General features: G+C 70.6%; 14 protein-coding genes. 6 read left to right on the forward strand and 8 right to left on the reverse strand.

All coding sequences use genetic code 11. The annotated features are described in order from the left end of the window. Position 1 precedes the first annotated feature (1 nt). Positions 2-697: an NUDIX hydrolase gene (locus tag N8I87_RS21865; RefSeq protein WP_263210948.1), complete on the forward strand. Its 696-nt coding sequence runs from the start codon at positions 2-4 to the stop codon at positions 695-697. 96 nt (positions 698-793) lie between these two features. Then, entirely contained in the window at positions 794-1,993 is a 1,200-nt protein-coding gene (locus tag N8I87_RS21870; RefSeq protein WP_263210949.1) for a MarP family serine protease, read from the forward strand. Between the two features lie 15 nt (positions 1,994-2,008). On the opposite strand, the gene N8I87_RS21875 is transcribed toward N8I87_RS21870, so the two are convergent. The 6 genes from N8I87_RS21875 to N8I87_RS21900 form a co-directional block, all read right to left on the reverse strand. Further along, positions 2,009-2,188: a hypothetical protein gene (locus N8I87_RS21875; protein ID WP_263210950.1), complete on the reverse strand. Its 180-nt coding sequence runs from the start codon at positions 2,186-2,188 to the stop codon at positions 2,009-2,011. Positions 2,189-2,315: 127 nt separating this feature from the next. Then, positions 2,316-3,245 (reverse strand): alpha/beta fold hydrolase, encoded by a 930-nt coding sequence (locus N8I87_RS21880; RefSeq protein WP_263210951.1) that lies wholly within the window; start codon positions 3,243-3,245, stop codon positions 2,316-2,318. After that, positions 3,242-3,736: a phage holin family protein gene (locus tag N8I87_RS21885; protein ID WP_263210953.1), complete on the reverse strand. Its 495-nt coding sequence runs from the start codon at positions 3,734-3,736 to the stop codon at positions 3,242-3,244. Before N8I87_RS21885 ends, N8I87_RS21880 begins: the two co-directional genes overlap by 4 nt. A 39-nt stretch (positions 3,737-3,775) precedes the next feature. Further along, positions 3,776-5,212 carry a Na+/H+ antiporter NhaA gene (gene nhaA, locus N8I87_RS21890; RefSeq protein WP_263210955.1) on the reverse strand — a complete coding sequence of 479 codons (1,437 nt, stop codon included), beginning with the start codon at positions 5,210-5,212 and terminating at the stop codon, positions 3,776-3,778. Positions 5,213-5,441: 229 nt separating this feature from the next. Beyond that, positions 5,442-7,397: an acetate--CoA ligase gene (gene acs, locus N8I87_RS21895; RefSeq protein ID WP_263210957.1), complete on the reverse strand. Its 1,956-nt coding sequence runs from the start codon at positions 7,395-7,397 to the stop codon at positions 5,442-5,444. 443 nt (positions 7,398-7,840) lie between these two features. Continuing rightward, a complete protein-coding gene (locus tag N8I87_RS21900; protein WP_263210958.1) occupies positions 7,841-10,399 on the reverse strand; it encodes a bifunctional SulP family inorganic anion transporter/carbonic anhydrase in 2,559 nt (852 codons plus the stop codon). 337 nt (positions 10,400-10,736) lie between these two features. Here N8I87_RS21900 and N8I87_RS21905 point away from each other — a divergent pair, with 337 nt between their 5' ends. Then, entirely contained in the window at positions 10,737-12,002 is a 1,266-nt protein-coding gene (locus tag N8I87_RS21905) for a polysaccharide deacetylase family protein (RefSeq protein WP_263210960.1), read from the forward strand. Between the two features lie 21 nt (positions 12,003-12,023). On the opposite strand, the gene N8I87_RS21910 is transcribed toward N8I87_RS21905, so the two are convergent. After that, positions 12,024-13,004, reverse strand: a complete 981-nt coding sequence (locus tag N8I87_RS21910; protein WP_263210961.1) for an ATP-binding protein — start codon at positions 13,002-13,004, stop codon at positions 12,024-12,026. Positions 13,005-13,104: 100 nt separating this feature from the next. Between N8I87_RS21910 and N8I87_RS21915 the strand changes: the two genes are divergently transcribed. Next, positions 13,105-13,929, forward strand: a complete 825-nt coding sequence (locus N8I87_RS21915) for a Fic family protein (protein ID WP_263210962.1) — start codon at positions 13,105-13,107, stop codon at positions 13,927-13,929. A gap of 399 nt (positions 13,930-14,328) precedes the next feature. Here the strand turns inward: N8I87_RS21915 and N8I87_RS21920 are convergent, their stop codons facing one another. Beyond that, positions 14,329-15,162 carry an HAD family hydrolase gene (locus tag N8I87_RS21920; RefSeq protein ID WP_263210963.1) on the reverse strand — a complete coding sequence of 278 codons (834 nt, stop codon included), beginning with the start codon at positions 15,160-15,162 and terminating at the stop codon, positions 14,329-14,331. Between the two features lie 583 nt (positions 15,163-15,745). Here N8I87_RS21920 and ssd point away from each other — a divergent pair. Together ssd and N8I87_RS21930 are read left to right on the forward strand one after the other, a co-directional pair. After that, positions 15,746-16,852 (forward strand): septum site-determining protein Ssd, encoded by a 1,107-nt coding sequence (gene ssd / locus N8I87_RS21925; RefSeq protein WP_263210964.1) that lies wholly within the window; start codon positions 15,746-15,748, stop codon positions 16,850-16,852. Then, positions 16,849-18,075: a TadA family conjugal transfer-associated ATPase gene (locus N8I87_RS21930; RefSeq protein ID WP_263210965.1), complete on the forward strand. Its 1,227-nt coding sequence runs from the start codon at positions 16,849-16,851 to the stop codon at positions 18,073-18,075. Before ssd ends, N8I87_RS21930 begins: the two co-directional genes overlap by 4 nt. The last annotated feature ends 20 nt before the right edge of the window (positions 18,076-18,095 follow it).

Here is an 18,095-nt window from a genome sequence, read left to right on the forward strand (position 1 = left end):
GATGACGCACACGAGCGACACGCGCGGTGGCTCGGCGACGCTCAGCAAGGAGGGGCTGCCCGAGTGGCTGGACCCGGTGGTGAGCGCCGTGGAGACGGTCGAGCCGCTTCAGCTGAGCCGCTTCTTGCCGCCGGAGAACGGGGCGGGGCGGGAATCCGCCGTGCTGATCCTGTTCGGCGAGGGTGAGCAGGGTCCCGAGCTGCTGCTCATGGAGCGCGCCGGATCGCTGCGCTCGCATGCCGGCCAGCCCTCGTTCCCCGGCGGCAGCCTGGACCCGGAGGACGGTGACCCGTCGGGCGACGGACCGCTGCGGGCCGCGCTGCGTGAGGCCGAGGAGGAGACCGGTCTCGACCCGTCCGGCGTCCAGCTCTTCGGGGTGCTGCCCAAGCTCTACATCCCGGTCAGCGGCTTCGTCGTCACCCCGGTGCTGGGCTGGTGGCGGGAGCCGACCCCGGTCGGTGTCGTCGACCCGAACGAGACCGCGCGCGTCTTCACCGTCCCCGTGGCGGATCTCACGGACCCGGCCAACAGAGCCACCGCCGTCCACCCGCGCGGCTACGCAGGTCCGGCATTTCTGGTCGAATCGGCCCTGGTCTGGGGTTTTACGGCGGGGATCATCGACCGGCTGCTGCACTACGCGGGCTGGGAGCGGCCCTGGGACAGAGAGAAGCAGGTCCCGCTCGACTGGCGGTCATGACAGGGTGAACCCCGTGCTGTGTTTTCCCGGGGGCCAACCCCCGGACCCCCGGCCGAGCTGGTGGTACCGGAGAGTGATGAGGCGAGGCCAGATTCAGTGAACGTGCTGGACATCCTGCTGCTGGTCGCAGCCGTGTGGTTCGCGATCGTCGGCTACCGCCAGGGGTTCGTCGTCGGCATCCTCTCGGTGATCGGTTTCCTGGGCGGCGGTCTCGTCGCCGTCTATGTGCTCCCCGTCATCTGGGACGCCCTGACCGACCAGAAGGAGGTCAGCACGACCGTCGCCGTCGTCGCGGTGGTGATCGTCATCGTCTGCGCCTCCATCGGCCAGGCCCTGACCACCCACCTCGGCAACAAGCTGCGCCGGTACATCACCTGGTCCCCGGCCCGCGCCCTGGACGCGACCGGCGGCGCCCTGGTCAACGTCGTGGCGATGCTGCTGGTCGCCTGGCTGATCGGCTCGGCCCTGGCCGGCACGACGCTGCCCACGCTCGGCAAGGAGGTCCGCAGCTCCAAGGTGCTGCTCGGGGTCTCCCGCGCCCTGCCCGCGCAGGCCGACACCTGGTTCGCGGACTTCTCCACGGTCCTCGCGCAGAACGGCTTCCCGCAGGTCTTCAGCCCGTTCGCCAACGAGCCGATCAATGACGTCCGGCCGCCCGACCCGGCCCTGGCGGGCAGCGCCGTCGCCACCCGCGCCCAGAACTCCATCGTCAAGGTCATGGGCACCGCCCAGAGCTGCGGCAAGGTCCTGGAGGGCTCCGGCTTCGTCTTCGGCGACCGCCGCGTGATGACCAACGCGCACGTCGTCGGCGGCGTCGACGAGCCCACGGTCCAGATAGGCGGGGAGGGCCGCAAGTACGACGCCAAGGTCGTCCTCTACGACTGGGAGCGCGACATCGCCGTACTCGACGTGCCGGACCTGAAGGCGCGTGCCCTGCAGTTCGCGTCCCGGAACGCGGACAGCGGCGACAGCGCGATCGTCGCGGGCTTCCCGCAGAACGGGTCGTACGACGTCCGTGCCGCGCGCGTGCGCGGCCGCATCACGGCCAACGGCCCGGACATCTACCACCGCGGCACCGTCCGCCGCGACGTCTACTCCCTGTACGCGACCGTCCGCCAGGGCAACTCCGGCGGCCCGCTGCTCACGCCCGACGGCAAGGTCTACGGCGTGGTCTTCGCGAAGTCCCTCGACGACGCCGACACCGGCTACGCGCTCACGGCGGCCGAGATCCGGCAGGACATCGCCAAGGGCCGTACGGCGAACGAGCAGGTGGGCACCGACAGCTGCGCCCTGTAAGACGTATCGGGCCCGTCAGCCGCGGGGGTGACGCAGGCGTACCGAGACCCAGCGGGCCCGGCGGCGCAGGATGCGTGGGATCCCCACCCTGAGGTCGGTGCCCGGCGACTGCGGGGCGCTTCCCTGGTGGGAGCTCAGACCGCCCGTGGAACGGCGGTTTCGGGGTGCGTCACTGTAGTCGTGCGTCCAGCCCATACCCCGACGTCTGCCCCCGCCCCATGGTCGATAACCGCCTTCGGACCCCTCAATTGGCCTATGCGCCAGGCATGTGGCCGTTCGTAGGACAGACGTTCAATGCGACATACCGGACGTATTGGTAGGGTCACCGATCGGGCTCGGGGTCCTTGAGCCAGTTGATCAGTTCGGCGGAGAAGGCGACCGGGTCCTCTTCGTGCGGGAAGTGGCCCAGCCCGTCGAACAGCCGCCAGCGGTAGGGGGCCTCGACGTACTCGCCCGAGCCCGCCGCGCTCCGCGTGCGCGTCACGGGGTCCAGCGAGCCGTGCAGATGCAGCGTCGGCACCCGCACCGGCCGCTTCATACGGCGGTTGAACTGGATGCCGTCCGGGCGGGCCAGCGACCGCACCAGCCAGCGGTACGGCTCGATCGAGCAGTGTGCCGTCGACGGGATGCACATCGCCCGCCGGTAGGTGTCCACCGTCTCGTCGTCCGGCAGCCGGGGCCCGGACCAGTCCCGGATGAGTCGGCCCACGAGGGCGCCGTCATCCGCGATGAGCTGCCGCTCCGGGACCCAGGGCCGCTGAAAACCCCAGATGTACGAGCTGGCGGCCGTCTGCCGGGCGTCCCGCAGCATCGCGGAGCGCCAGCGCCGGGGGTGCGGCATGGAGACGACCGCGAGCCGCCGTACGAGCTTGGGCCGCATCGCGGCCGCCGTCCATGCCAGATAGCCGCCCAGGTCATGGCCGACCAGCGCGGCGTCCGGCTCGCCGAGCGACCGGATCACACCGGTGACGTCGAGGGCGAGGTTGGCCGGGTCGTACCCGCGCGGTGTGCGGTCGCTGCCGCCCACGCCGCGCAGGTCCATCGCCACCGCGCGGAAGCCCGCGTCGGCCAGCGCGGTCAGCTGGTGCCGCCACGTCCACCAGAACTGGGGGAAACCGTGCAGCAGCAGCACCAGGGGGCCGTCGCCCAGCTCCGCGATGTGAAAGCGGGCGCCGTTGGCGGCGACGTCCCGGTGGGTCACCCCTTCGGGGACATCGACGCGTACGACCGAGGTCGCGGAGGGATCCGTCATGACGCCGAGCGTCCCACAGCTTCGATGGCCTCGGGCACCCGGTCTTCCAGCGCCGGGCGCTCGGGACGGGGGTGGGGCTTGGCGTTCTGCAGGACGCCCGCCGTCTCCTTCATCGAGGCCGCCACCTTCTGCGGGCCCTGGCTCTGCTTGGCCTTCTTCGCGAAGACCACGCCGATCAGCGCCAGCACGACGGCCACCAGGACATTCGCCGCGAACGACAGCAGGAAGCAGATCGCGAGGTTCCAGCCGCTCCAGGTCCGGATGCCGTACGCCAGCGCGAAGTTGAGCATCGGCAGGGAGAACAGCAGGAGCACGGCCGCCGCCGAGAACGCGCCGCCGCTCGTCGCGCCGCGCTTGACGTCCTGCTTCAGCTGGGCCTTCGCCAGCGCGATCTCGTCGTGCACCAGCGCCGACAATTCGGTCGTCGCCGAGGCGAACAGCTGGCCGATGCTGCGTTCGGCGCCGACCGGGCTGCCGTCGGGTGCGCTCATCGCGTTCTCCCTCTTCGTCTTTTGTACCGTCTCGTCAGATCATGCCGGACTGTCGTCCTCCTCGCCTGCCCCGCCCGGCACTTCGGCAAGCCCGTGGCGTGCCGCGGCCTGTTCCCGGGCGATGCGCCGGTGCTCGGCCGCCTTCTGTTCGTGGATCTTTGCCATGCGCAGGTGGTACGACGGCTCGTCCTCCCTGTAGACGTCCGGGATGCCGTCGAGGTCCTCGTCCCGCTCCTCGTCCTCCCACATCCTGCGGTACTTGGCGTTGCGTATCTTCAGCAGGACGGTCGCGCAGACGGCCGCCATCAGCGAGCCGGTCAGTACGGCCGCCTTGACCTCGTCGGTGAGCACCGCGTTGCCCTCGAAGGCGAGTTCGCCGATGAGCAGCGAGACGGTGAAGCCGATGCCGGACAGGGCCGCCACGGCGAAGATGTCCGCCCATTCGAGGTCATCGCTGAGGGACGCCCGGGTGAAGCGGACGGTCAGCCAGGTGCCGCAGAAGATGCCGAGCGTCTTGCCGACGACGAGCCCGAGGACCACACCGAAGGTCTCCGGTTCGGTGAACACGTCGACGAGTGCCCCGCCCGACACCAGCACACCGGCGTTGAACAGCGCGAACAGCGGCACCGCGAGGCCCGCCGACAGGGGCCGTACCAGGTGCTCGATGTGCTCGCCCGGCGAGTGCTCCTCGTCCTCGTGGGTGGTGCAGCGCAGCATCAGGCCCATGGCCACGCCGGCGATCGTCGCGTGGATGCCGCTGTTGTACATCAGCCCCCAGATGACCAGGGCGAGCGGGACGTACACGTACCAGCCCCTTACGCCCTTGCGCAGCAGCACCCAGAAGACGGCCAGGCCGACGACGGCCCCGCCGAGCGCGGCGACGTCGATGCGGTCGGTGAAGAAGACCGCGATGATCAGGATCGCGAACAGGTCGTCGACGACGGCGAGCGTCAGCAGGAAGGCGCGCAGGGCGCTGGGCAGCGACGTGCCGATGACCGCGAGCACGGCGAGCGCGAAGGCGATGTCGGTGGCGGTGGGGACGGCCCAGCCCTGGGTGGATCCGCCGTCGGTGAGGTTGGTGAGGGTGTAGACGAGCGCGGGTACGGCCATCCCGCACAGCGCGGCCACGACGGGCAGGACGGCCGCCTTCGGGTCCCGCAGGTCGCCCGCGACGAGTTCGCGCTTGAGCTCGATCCCGGCGACGAAGAAGAAGACGGCGAGCAGTCCGTCGGCGGCCCAGTGGGCGACGGAGAGGTCCAGCCCGAGGGCCTGGGGGCCGAAGTGGAAGTGGCTGACGGTCTCGTAGCCGGCGCGCAGCGGGGGGACGTTCACCCAGATCAGCGCGGCCACCGCGGCGATCAGCAGCAGCACACCGCCGACGGTCTCCGTGCGCAGCGCGTCCATGACGAAGGTCCGCTCGGGGAGGGACAGACGTCCGAGGACCTTGCGGGAGACAGTGGTGCGGGGCGCGGCCACGGGGACACCTCCGGGTGGTGGGCAGAGCTGAGCACATGCCGACCAGACTTCCCGGCGCACCTTGAGGATCTTGCCGCGCCAATTCGCGCTTTGCTTATTTTACCTAAGGTTGTCGGGTGACGCATCCGGTGGTTCCACGTTATGCGCCCGAGGGGCGCCCCGCTTCAGCGGATCCTTCCGTGGATCCATTCGTGCGGGGCGCCCCTCAGACGGGTGTTCCTCTGTCCGCTCAGTCCTCGCTGGGCGCGGCGGGCAGCTTGGCCTGGATCAGGTCCATGACCGTGGAGTCGGTCAGCGTGGTGACGTCTCCCAGCTGGCGGTTCTCGGCGACGTCGCGCAGCAGCCGGCGCATGATCTTGCCGGAGCGGGTCTTGGGCAGCTCCGCGACGGGCAGGATGCGCCTGGGCTTGGCGATCGGACCGAGGGTCGCGCCGACGTGGTCGCGCAGCGTGCCCATCAGCGTGTCGTCCTCGGAGGCGCTGCCGCGCAGGATCACGAAGGCGACGATGGCCTGCCCGGTCGTCTCGTCGGTGGCGCCCACGACCGCGGCCTCGGCGACCGCGGGGTGGGAGACGAGCGCGGACTCGACCTCGGTGGTGGAGATGTTGTGGCCGGAGACGAGCATGACGTCGTCGACCCGGCCCAGCAGCCAGATGTCGCCGTCGTCGTCCTTCTTCGCCCCGTCACCGGCGAAGTACTTGCCCTCGAAACGCGACCAGTAGGTGTCGAGGAAGCGCTGGTCGTCGCCCCAGATGGTGCGCAGCATGGCCGGCCACGGCTCGGTCAGCACCAGGTAGCCGCCGCCTCCGTTGGGCACCTCGTTCGCCTCGTCGTCGACCACGGTCGCCAAGATGCCGGGCAGCGGCCGCTGGGCGGAGCCGGGCTTGGTCTCGGTGACGCCGGGCAGCGGGGAGATCATCATCGCGCCGGTCTCGGTCTGCCACCAGGTGTCGACGATCGGGGTCTTGTCGGCGCCGATGTGCTTGCGGTACCAGATCCACGCCTCGGGGTTGATCGGCTCGCCCACCGAGCCCAGCACCCGCAGACTGCTGAGGTCGAATTTGGCGGGGATGTCGTCGCCCCACTTCATGAACGTGCGGATCGCGGTCGGCGCCGTGTAGAGGATGCTGACCCCGTACTTCTGGATGATCTCCCAGAACCGGCCCTGGTGCGGGGTGTCGGGGGTGCCCTCGTACATCACCTGGGTGGCGCCGTTGGCCAGCGGTCCGTACACGATGTACGAGTGCCCGGTCACCCAGCCGACGTCGGCCGTGCACCAGTACACGTCCGTCTCCGGCTTGAGGTCGAAGACCGCGTCGTGGGTGTAGGCGACCTGGGTGAGGTAGCCGCCGGAGGTGTGCAGGATGCCCTTCGGCTTCCCCGTGGTGCCGGAGGTGTAGAGGATGAACAGCGGGTGCTCCGCCTCGAACGCCTGCGGGGTGTGCTCGGCGGACTGCCCCTCGACGAGCTCGTGCCACCACACGTCCCGGCCGTCGGTCCAGGCGACGTCCTGGCCGGTACGGCGCACGACGAGGACGTGCTCGACGTTGTCGACCCGGTCGATGGCGTCGTCGACGGCGGGCTTGAGCGCGGACGGCTTGCCGCGCCGGTAGCCGCCGTCCGCGGTGATGACGAGCTTGGCGTCGGCGTCCTGGATACGGGTGGCGAGCGCGTCCGCGGAGAAGCCGCCGAAGACCACGGAGTGGGTGGCGCCGATCCGGGCGCAGGCGAGCATCGCGATCGCCGTCTCCGGGATCATCGGCATGTAGATCGCGACCCGGTCGCCGGCCTGGACGCCGAGCTCCAGCAGCGCGTTCGCGGCGCGGGAGACCTCGTCCTTCAGCTCGGTGTAGGTGATCGCGCGGCTGTCGCCGGGCTCGCCCTCGAAGTGGATTGCGACCCGGTCGCCCAGGCCGGCCTCCACGTGCCGGTCCACGCAGTTGTAGGCGACGTTGAGCCGGCCGTCCTTGAACCACTTCGCGAACGGCGGGTTCGACCAGTCCAGTGTCTCGGTCGGCTCGGTGGCCCAGGTCAGCCGGCGGGCCTGCTCGGCCCAGAAGCCGAGCCTGTCAGCCTTGGCCTGTTCATACGCCTCCGCCGTGACATTGGCGTGCGCGGCCAGTTCGGCGGGCGGCGCGAACCTGCGCTCCTCCTTGAGCAGGTTGGCCAGGCTTTCGTTGCTCACGACATCTCCCTTTCCAAGGGTGTCCGTTGTGTCCCAGGCCACAGCTCATCAGACCCGGGGGTCCGATGACAAGGGTCGACCTGGAATTGGTTTAGACCTGTCTGGATGGTCCACTACCCCTGTACACGGATGCCGACCAAGACCGGGTTCAGCCTCCTGACCTTTGCTGTGACGGCGACGGTCGGGCTGCCGAGACACCCAGGTGTCACTGACATGTCACCCACATGGCGCCCTGCACGGTGCCGGAGCCCCCTGGTGCGCGGCCGCGGGCGGGAGCCACTGGTGTGCGGCGGCGAGCGGAGTCACCGGTGTGCGGCCGCCGCTCATGCAGCCGCACACCGTGGCCGCACCCGGGTCCGGTTATGCCGGTCCGATCGCGGCGGTCCGGTCATGCTGGTTCGGTCACGACCGCCCGGTCGCCCGCGCCGGTCACCCGTGTCCCGTCACGCAGGGCTGGGCAGCTCCTCCGCCCCCGTCACGTGCTCGAACACCGCCTCGTCGCCGACCGCGCCGCCGAGCAGATACGCCTGCGCCTCGCCCACGTGGAAGTACATCCCGTGCAGCTCCAGCGCACCGTCGGCCAGCGCCCGCGCCACCGAGTCGTGTGCGCGCAGATGCTCCAACTGCTGGACCACGTTGGTCAGGCAGAGCTGTTCCACCGCGTCGGCCGCCGCTCGCCCGGCCAGCCGTGCCCAGGGCGGCCGGCTGTCGTCCGCCAGCCGTTCCAGGCTCGGCAGGCCGTGCCGCAGCCACCGCTTGAGGGGGGTCGGCTCGCCCCCGGGCTCGGAGTTCAGCAACGCCTGCATGGCCCCGCACCCGGAGTGCCCGCACACCGTGATGGAGCGCACGTTCAGCACGTCCACCGCGTACTCGATCGCGGCCCCCACGGAGTCGTCGCCGCTCTCCTCGCCCGGCAGCGGCACCAGGTTGCCTACATTGCGGACGACGAAGAGGTCGCCGGGACCACTGGAGGTGATCATCGATGTCACGAGCCGGGAGTCGGCGCAGGCGAGGAAGAGCTGGGACGGCCGCTGCCCCTCCCGCGCCAGCCGCGCCAGCTCGTGCCGCACCAGCGGGGCGGTGTTGCGCTGGAACGCGCTGATACCGCGGGCGAGTTCATGCGCGCTGGACGTGACGTCGGAGCCGGTGTTGGAGGCGGATCCGGAAGCCGAGGTGGAGGCGCCGGAAACGGAGGTGGAGGTAACGGAACCGGAGCCGGAGCCGTCGCCGAAGGTGGCCTCGGCGTCGGTGTCGTCGCGGGGTTGGGCCGGCCCCTCCGGGCGGTCGGTCCCGTCGGTGTCCGGCCGTCTGCCCGCACCGCCGCTCGGCCCACCGCCGGACGGCATGTCGCACTGGTGGTTGCGCCAGGGCGTCCAGGGCCGGCAGCGGCATCCGGCGGACGCCGTCGGCTCGGCGGTCCGGAGCCCGGTGCGGCGGCCGGTCAGTTCCGCCGTGCCGCCCTGCGCGGTGTGTGCGTTCTGCCAGTCCTGCAGTGACTCGTACGCCGCGTGGTCCATGAACGAACCGTCCAACTCCACGACGGCGTGGGTGCCTTGGGGTACGAGATGCAGGGTCCGGCTGAGCCGTGGCACCGCGAGGAACGTCAGCTGTCCTCGTACATGTACGTGATGGACTCCTTCCTTCTCTTCGTGCGTGATTCGGGTGCGGGCGAGGCGGTGCAGGGCGAGGGCGACGGCCACGGCGACGCCGAGCGTCACGCCCTCCAGGACGCCCAGGAAGACCACGCCGAGTGTCGTGGCGGCGTACACCAGCACTTCGCGGTGGCGGGTCACCGCGCGGATGTGGTGCAGGGACACCATCTGGATGCCGACGGCCATCACCAGGGCGGCGAGCGAGGCGAGTGGGATGAGGTCGAGGACCGGGACCATCAGCAGCGCGGCTACTACTACGAGAACGCCGTGCAACATCGTGGAGTTCCGGCTCACGGCACCGGATCTCACATTCGCCGAACTTCGCACGGCGACCCCCGCGACGGGCAGTCCGCCCAGTGCTCCGGAGACGCAGTTGGCGGCGCCCTGCCCGAGCAGCTCCCGGTCCAGGTCGGAGCGTCCGACATGGGCCCGCGGTCCGGGGCGGCGGGCGACCAGCTTGTCCACGGCGACCGCGCCGAGCAGTGACTGCACGCTGCACACCAACGTGGTGGTGAACACGGCGGCGGCGATGCCGAGTACCGGGCCCTCGGGCAGTCCCGCCAGGGCGTGGCTGTGCCAGGACGGCAGGTCGACCTTGGGCAGGGTGAGCGCGGCGAGCGAGGCGGTCGTGGTGGCGGCGGCGACGGCGACGAGGGCGGCCGGGATCTTGCGCAGCAGGCGGCCGGGACGGCCGGGCAGCCGTGGCCAGACGAGCAGCAGGGTCAGGGTCAGTGCGCTCATCGACACGGCGGCGGGTTGCAGGGCCGCCAACTGGGCGGGCAGCGCGAGGATGTTGTCGAGGACGGAGCTCTGCGGAGTACCGCCGAGGACGATGTGCAGCTGGGCGACGGCGATGGTGACGCCGATGCCGGCGAGCATGCCGTGCACGACGGCCGGGCTGACGGCGAGGGCGCCGCGGGCCACACGCAGGCAGCCGAGGGCGAGTTGGGCGAGACCGGCGAGGACGGTGATGCCGCATGTCGTCCGCCAGCCGTAACGGTGGATCAGATCGGCGGTGACGACGGTGAGTCCGGCGGCGGGGCCGCTCACCTGGAGCGGGCAGCCACCGAGCCGCCCGGCGACGAGTCCGCCGACGGCGGCGGCGACGAGTCCCGCCTGGAGCGGGGCGCCGGTGGCGAGGGCGATGCCCAGTGACAGGGGCAGGGCGATCAGGAAGACCGCGGTCGATGCCGACAGGTCGGCGCCCGCGAGGTGGAAGCGGCGGGGCGGAGCCGGCGGCGGGCTGTGCGGTTGGTGGGGGTGCTTGGTCCGGGTCGGGTCGGCGGTGCGGATTCCGGCCGATCGGGCGAGGCCGAGGGCCTGGGGCGGGGTGGGTGCGCAGACTGACATGTTTCCCGTCTCCTCCGGGGCGGCGCGGGTCGCGAAAGGGGTTGCCCCGTCGAGGTGGCGGGGCGGGTCGCGGCCATGGGTCACGGCGTGCAGCGGCGGGATGAAATCAACGCTCGGTAAATAGATCGTAATGCAGAGTAAAGGTCATGCATGGACTTTCCGTGCAAATGGTTCAGAGATTCACCCTCTGGGATGAACCGAGCATTTCATCGGCTTGTCGTACTAATTCCTTCTCGGCCCCGTGGGACCTTGGCGGCGCTGTCGGCACACCCCGGCAGATCACCAGACAACGCCCGTATCGGCGTTGGCCTGAGAGAAGGAAGAAGGTGGGCGGAACATGGCCGCCAACCAGAGGATCGCCGCGGGCGCCATGGTCGCCGCGGCCTGTGCGGCGTCGCTCGCCGGTTGCGCGAGCGACGCCGACGGCTCCAAGGAAGGAGCATCCGGACCTCGGCAGGGCGCGGCCGCGCCCCAGAGCATGGTCCGCCTGATCGGCGACGGCTCCACCGCGTACACCGGCGCGCAGCCGCACCTGCCCAGACCCGAGCGGCTCAAGCCCGGTGAGAAGCCTCCGCAGTTCGTGGTCTTCTCCTGGGACGGAGCGGGCGAGGACAGCCAGAAGCTGTTCTCCCACTTCCGCAAGGTCGCCAAGGCCAACAACGCGACCATGACGTACTTCCTCAGCGGCGTGTATCTGCTGCCGGAGGAGAAGCGCGACCTCTACCGGCCCCCGCAGCACTCGCCCGGCCGCTCCGACATCGGCTTCAACGACGAGAAGGGCATCGCCGACACCGTCCGGCAACTGCGCCTCGCCTGGCTGGAGGGCAACGAGATCGGCACCCACTTCAACGGCCACTTCTGCGGCAATGACGGCGGTGTCGGCCAGTGGTCGGTGGACGAGTGGAAGGACGAGATCACCCAGGCCAAGCAGTTCGTGAAGAACTGGAAGACCAACTCGGGCCAGACGAAGGCGCCGCCGCTGCCCTTCGACTACGACAAGGAGCTCATCGGCGCCCGCACTCCGTGCCTGGAGGGCCAGAAGAACTTCATGAAGGCGGCGAGCCAGTTGGGCTTCCGCTACGACACCAGTGGTGTCAACAACCAGGTCTGGCCGAAGAAGAAGGAGGGGCTGTGGGACCTGTCGATGCAGCTCGTGCCCTTCCCCGGGCACACCTACGAGCAGTTGACCATGGACTACAACTTCATGATCAACCAGTCCGGCACCTCGACCCAGGGTGACCCCGACAAGTACGGCTACTGGGGCGACCAGATGCGCGATGGTCTGCTGAAGGGCTTCTACCGGGCCTACGACGGCAACCGTGCTCCCCTGGTCATCGGCAACCACTTCGAGCACTGGAACGGCGGCACCTATATGCGTGCCGTCGACGAGGTCGTCGAGCAGGTCTGCAACAAGCCCGAGGTGCGCTGCGTCTCCTTCCGGCAGCTCGCCGACTGGCTGGACGCCCAGGATCCGCAGACCCTGTCGAAGCTGCGCACGCTGGAGGTCGGCAAGGCCCCCAGGCAGGGCTGGGCGTCCTTCCTGTCGAACCGCTCCGCCCCGGCCCCGAAGGGGGCGCCGGGGGCACCGGCGATCGGGCAGTAGGCGTCGGACGGGCAGCAGCCGTCAGACAGGGGTGGCGACACCCTCGTTGAGCACGAACCCGGGGTCGATCTGCGCCGCCAGGTCGGCCCCGGTGCGCTCATTGCCCCACGAGTGGGCGTTCTTCAGGTGGAAGTGCACCATCTGGCGCGTGTAGCGCTCCCAGTCCCGCAGGTCGTACGTCGCGTCGGCGGCGACCCGAAGGGTGCGCAGGGCACGGTTGTTGGCGTCCTCCAGGAGCTCGAACCGCGGCGGCCGGCCCTTCTCCATGGCGCGCACCCAGTCGGAGTGCCCCACCGTCACGAGCAGGTCGTCCCCCACCTCCGCGCGCAGGAAGTCGATGTCGTCCTGCCCCTGCACCTTGTTGCCGACGACCTTCAGGACCACGCCGAAGTCCTGGGCGTACTCCTTGTACTGGCGATAGACGGAGACCCCCTTCCGGGTCGGCTCGGCCACGAGGAACGTGATGTCGAAGCGGGTGAACATGCCGGAGGCGAAGGAGTCCGAGCCTGCTGTCATGTCGACCACGACATACTCGTCGGGGCCGTCGACCAGGTGGTTCAGGTACAGCTCCACCGCTCCCGTCTTGGAGTGGTAGCAGGCGACTCCCAGGTCGGCGTCGGTGAAGGAGCCGGTGACCATCAAACGGACGGCGCCGCCGTCGAGTTCCACCGGCCGCGCGCAGGCGTCGTACACCGGATTGGGCTCCCGCACCCGGACCAGTCGCGAGCCCTCGCCGGGCGGGGTCGTCTTGATCATCGTCGCGGTGGAGGCGATGCGCGGGTTGGAACCGCGCAGGTACTCCTTGATCAGCGTCAGCCGCTGGCCCATCGCGGGCAGCGCGGTCGTCTGGGCGTCGTCGAGACCGAGCGCGGGGCCCAGGTGCTGGTTGATGTCGGCGTCGATGGCGACGACCGGCGCGCCGGCGGCCGTCAGGTGGCGGATGAAGAGGGAGGAGAGCGTGGTCTTGCCGCTGCCGCCCTTCCCGACGAAAGCAATTTTCATGTTCACAAAGGGTAGTGGTCCAATCGCTCTGCGTGGCAGGCCGAGTGAAGAAGACCACTCCTTCGTGGGGTGGCACCGCGGGGTGCGTAATGTCGTACTCATGAGTAAGACAGGCGCGACTTCCGATCCGCTCGCGGCCTTGGGCTCGCTACCCGGTGTGGCCGAGTCCGTGGAGTCCGTGCGCAAGGCTGTGGACCGGGTCTACGGGCACCGGATCATGCGGCGCCGCAGCAACGAGATCACCTCCGAGGCGGCCCTGCGCGGCGCCCGTGGCTCCGCGGCGCTGTCCGGTGCCGACTGGGCCCTGGAGGAGGTGCGGCGGCGCACCGACTTCAGTGGCGACGACGAGGCACGCGTCATCGGCGCGGCGCTGCGGCTGACCGCCGAGGCGGGCCAGTTGCTGTCGATCTGGCGGCAGTCGCCCCTGCGGGTGCTGGCCCGGCTGCACATGGTGGCCGCCGCGGGCACCGGCGACGAGGTCGGTCGGCCCCGCAGGAACGGCGAGCCGGTCGACGAGCCCCTGGTCGAGCTGGCGCTGCCGGACGCGGACGAGGTGTCCGGACGGCTCGAGGGCGTCTCGCAGCTGATCATCGCGGGGAGTTCCGCGCCCGCGCTGGTGACAGCGGCCGTCGTGCACGGCGAGTTGCTCGCGCTGCGCCCCTTCGCGTCCCACAACGGTCTGGTGGCGCGCGCGGCAGAGCGGATCGTCCTGATCGGCAGCGGTCTGGATCCGAAGTCGGCCTGTCCGGCCGAGGTCGGGTACGCGGAGCTGGGCCGCGCGGCGTATCTGGCGGCCCTCGACGGCTATGTCGCCGGCACTCCGGAGGGCATGGCGGCCTGGATCGCGCACTGCGGCCGGGCCGTCGAACTGGGTGCGCGCGAGTCCACGGCGGTGTGCGAGGCGCTGCAGCGCGGCGCCGCCTGAGAAGGCCGGGAAGGCCGGGAAGGCCGGGAAGGCCGGGAAAAGGGTTGCGGCGGTACGAGGTTTCGTACCGCCGCTGGCATGCGCGCCGAGTTACCAAGCGTCCTCGATATGTCGCCCATCAGGTCGGGTACTTTGCCCGTCACCTGGTGTGGCTGGCCCGTAATCGACGGGTCGACGTCGCGTGGGTGCCCGGTGTTCATGCGTCGGTCCGTGGGCCAAATGCGTTTTAAAGGTGATCCTTTCGGATGTCCTTTGGTCTCGCGGGCCGTTGAATCCTTTGTACTGCAAGCCCGGAGCAAGCGGAACCCCTGGCTGCAGTTCTTTACTTTTGTGATCAAATATGCGTTAAACGGGCACCGATATGCCGAACCAATCCGGAGCGGCGGTGAAATCCCAAGGTCAGGCGACCGAGCTCCGGCGTCGGCTGGCGTACCAGACGAGGCCCGCGGTGGCGGCCGCGGCACCTATGGCGGCCGCCGCGACCAGGGCCGGCCGCGGCGGTACGGAGAGCACGGGCAGCCGCTGCTTGAGCCGGACAGGCCGGTGGAAGTCCAGAATCGGCCACCCGCGCGAGAGCGCCTCACGGCGCAGGGCCCGGTCCGGGTTGACCGCATGAGGATGCCCGACCGTCCTGAGCATCGGCAGATCGGTCGCCGAGTCGCTGTAGGCGTAGCAGCGCTCGAGGTCGTAGCCCTCGGACTCGGCGAGCTCCTTGACCGCCTCGGCCTTCGTCGGGCCGTACGCGTAGTACTCCACTTCTCCCGTGAAGCAGCCGTCGTCGCCCACGACCATGCGGGTGGCCACCACCCGGTCGGCGCCGAGCAGCTCGCCGATCGGCTCGACCACCTCGGCGCCCGACGTGGACACGATCACGACGTCGCGGCCGGCCCGGTGGTGCTCCTCGATGAGGGAGGCGGCCTCGTCGTAGATGATCGGGTCGATCAGGTCGTGCAGAGTCTCGGCGACGATTTCCTTCACCTGCTGGACGTTCCAGCCGCGGCACAGCGCGGACAGGTACTCGCGGGTGCGCTCCATCTGATCGTGGTCCATACCGCCGACCAGGAAGACGAACTGGGCATAGGCGGTACGCAAGGCGGCCCTGCGGTTGATCAGTCCGCCTTGGTAGAACGACTTGCTGAACGTGAGCGTGCTCGACTTCGCAATGACCGTCTTGTCCAGGTCAAAGAAGGCCGCTGTGCGGGGCAAGGAGTGGTTTTCCACGACCCAGAGCATAGGCGCCCACCATTCGGCGTAGTGTGGGGCGCGTGGGTTTGCCTGAGAGGGCTCTCGGGTACACCATGGAAGTCACGGATCGTTCGCGACCGTGCTAACCCGGCCCGACTCCTCCCCCCCCGAGTCGGCCGTGGGGACGACCCCCGCTCTCCCCCCCGGCGGGGGTCGTCGCATGTCCGGGTGGGTTTTCCCGTTCTCCAGGCGGTCGCGAGACCGCGCCGGGGCGGCTTCGGCCGTCCCTCAAGGCTGCGCATGATCCGTCACTGAGGGTAGTTGTGACGCTGCTCTGCGGAAGTCGCACAGGGAACCGTGCAGGGGTCACCGGTATGGGTGACTGCGATATTCACAGCCGCTGAGTTGTCCACAGTTTTCGACCAAGATCCACACGATTTCCGGGATCGCTGCACTGTGATTCCAACGCGCAACGCTCGCGGCGAGTTCATGGCCGGTTCCGTTTGTCGGGGCGCGTATGGCCGGTTCGTATCGGCCGTTCATATGGAGGCCGGATGCCGGTTCTTCACACGTCCGGGAATCGCGTGGCCGCAGAGGGCTGCGCGGGACATGCAGCGAAGGGGGAGCACACGTGGCCGGAACCGTCACCCACGATCCGCCGCCCGACACCGGGGGGCGCCCGGGGCGGCCGCTGATCGTCACCGAGGACGCCGGGCTTCTCGACGATCTGCTGCGCCTGTGCGCGGCGGCCGGCGCGACACCGGAAGTCCATCACGGGGTACCGGAACCCAGAGGCACCTGGGAGGCGGCGCCGCTCGTCCTGGTCGGCGACGACGCGGCGCGGCGCGTGCGCGGGGCCGCGCGCCGACGAGGAGTGGTCCTGGTGGGCCGCGACCAGGACGACCCGGGGGTCTGGAAACGTGCCGTCGAGATCGGCGCGGACCACGTCCTGATGCTCCCCGACGGCGAGCAGTGGCTGGTCGACCGCATCGCCGACGTCGCCGAGGGCGTCGGCCGCCCGGCCCTCACCGTGGGCGTCATCGGGGGCCGCGGCGGGGCCGGTGCCTCCACGCTCGCCTGCGCGCTCGCCGTCACCTCGGCGCGCGAGGGACTGCGCACCCTGCTCGTGGACGCGGATCCGCTGGGCGGCGGACTCGATGTACTCCTCGGCGGAGAGACGGCCGAGGGACTGCGCTGGCCCGCCTTCGCCGCCTCGCGCGGCCGGGTCGGCGGCGGCGCCCTGGAGGAGTCACTGCCCCGGCTCCACGCGCTGAGGGTGCTCAGCTGGGACCGAGGCGACTGCGTCGCCATCCCGCCCCCGGCGGTGCGGGCGGTCCTCGCGGCCGCCCGGCGGCGTGGCGGCACGGTGGTCGTCGATCTGCCGAGGCGCCTGGACGACGGGGTCGCCGAGGCGCTCGCCCAGCTCGACCTCGCGCTCCTCGTCGTCCCCGCCGAACTGCGCGCCGTCGCGGCGGCCGGACGGGTGGCGTCCGCCGTCGGCATGGTCCTGCGCGACCTGCGGGTGGCGGTACGCGGGCCGTACGCACCGGGTCTGGACGACCGCGAGGTGGCCAGACTGCTCGGGCTGCCGCTGGCCGGAGAGGTGCCCGTCGAATCGGGACTGCTGCGGCCGTACGAGACCGGGAAACCACCCGGAGCCTCCGGCCGCGGGCCGCTGGCGCGGTTCTGCAAGGGCTTTTGGGAACGGACGCTGGTGGAGGCGGGTGGTGTCGCATGAGGACGCTTCCCGGACCCGGCCTCGATCCGGTGGACGGCCCGGAACTGCTCGACGGCGTACGGCGGTGGCTGGCCGAGAGCGGCGCCGAACCGACACCCGCGCGCGTGGCCCAGGCACTGCGCGAACAGGGTCGGGTGCTCGGCGACGCCGAAGTCCTCGGTGCTGCCGCCCGATTGCGGTCCGAACTGGTCGGCAGCGGGCCACTGGAGCCGCTGCTCGCCGACCCCTCCGTCACCGACGTCCTGGTGTCGGCCCCGGACCGGGTGTGGGTGGACCGCGGCGGCGGCCTCGCGCTGACCCCGGTCACCTTCCCCGACGCGGCGGCGGTACGACGCCTCGCACAGCGCCTGGCCGCGGTGGCCGGACGCCGGCTGGACGACGCGCGCCCCTGGGCGGACGCCAGGCTGCCCGACGGAACCCGACTGCACGCGGTGCTGCCCCCGGTGGCCGTCGGCTGCACCTGCCTGTCCCTGCGGGTCGTACGGCCGCGGGCGTTCACGCTCGACGAACTGGTGACGGCGGGCACGGTGCCGCCCGGCGGGGACCGCGTCCTCGGCGCGCTGCTGCGGGCACGGCTGTCCTTTTTGATCAGCGGCGGCACAGGCAGCGGCAAGACGACCCTGCTCAGCGCGCTGCTCGGACTCGTCGGACCCGGCGAACGCATCGTGCTCGCCGAGGACTCGGCGGAGCTGCGGCCGGATCACCCGCACGTCGTGCGGCTGGAGGCCAGACCCGCCAACCAGGAGGGCGCGGGCCTGGTCACCCTTGAGGACCTGGTGCGGCAGGCACTGCGGATGCGCCCCGACCGGCTGGTCGTGGGGGAGGTGCGCGGAGCCGAGGTCGTCCATCTCCTGGCCGCGCTCAACACCGGCCACGAAGGCTGCGGCACGGTGCACGCCAACGCCGCAGCGGATGTGCCGGCCCGCCTGGAGGCCCTCGGTACGGCCGCCGGGCTCGACCGGGCAGCCCTGCACAGCCAGTTGGCGGCCGCGTTGTCGGTGGTGCTGCACCTGGTGCGGGACCGGACCGGCCGGCGGCGGATCGCCGAGGTGCATGTGCTGGAGCGGGATCCCACGGGCCTGGTGCGGACGGTACCGGCGCTGCGCTGGGGCACCCGGGCGTTCGAGCGGGAGCGGGGCTGGGAGCGCCTGCGGGGGCTGCTGGGTGACGACGGCGACGGCGGCCGGGCCGACGACCAGGTCGATGGACGGGTCGGCGGCTAGGGAAGCGGCGGACGGGTCGG

Source organism: Streptomyces sp. HUAS 15-9 (genome assembly GCF_025642155.1).
Taxonomy (GTDB): domain Bacteria; phylum Actinomycetota; class Actinomycetes; order Streptomycetales; family Streptomycetaceae; genus Streptomyces.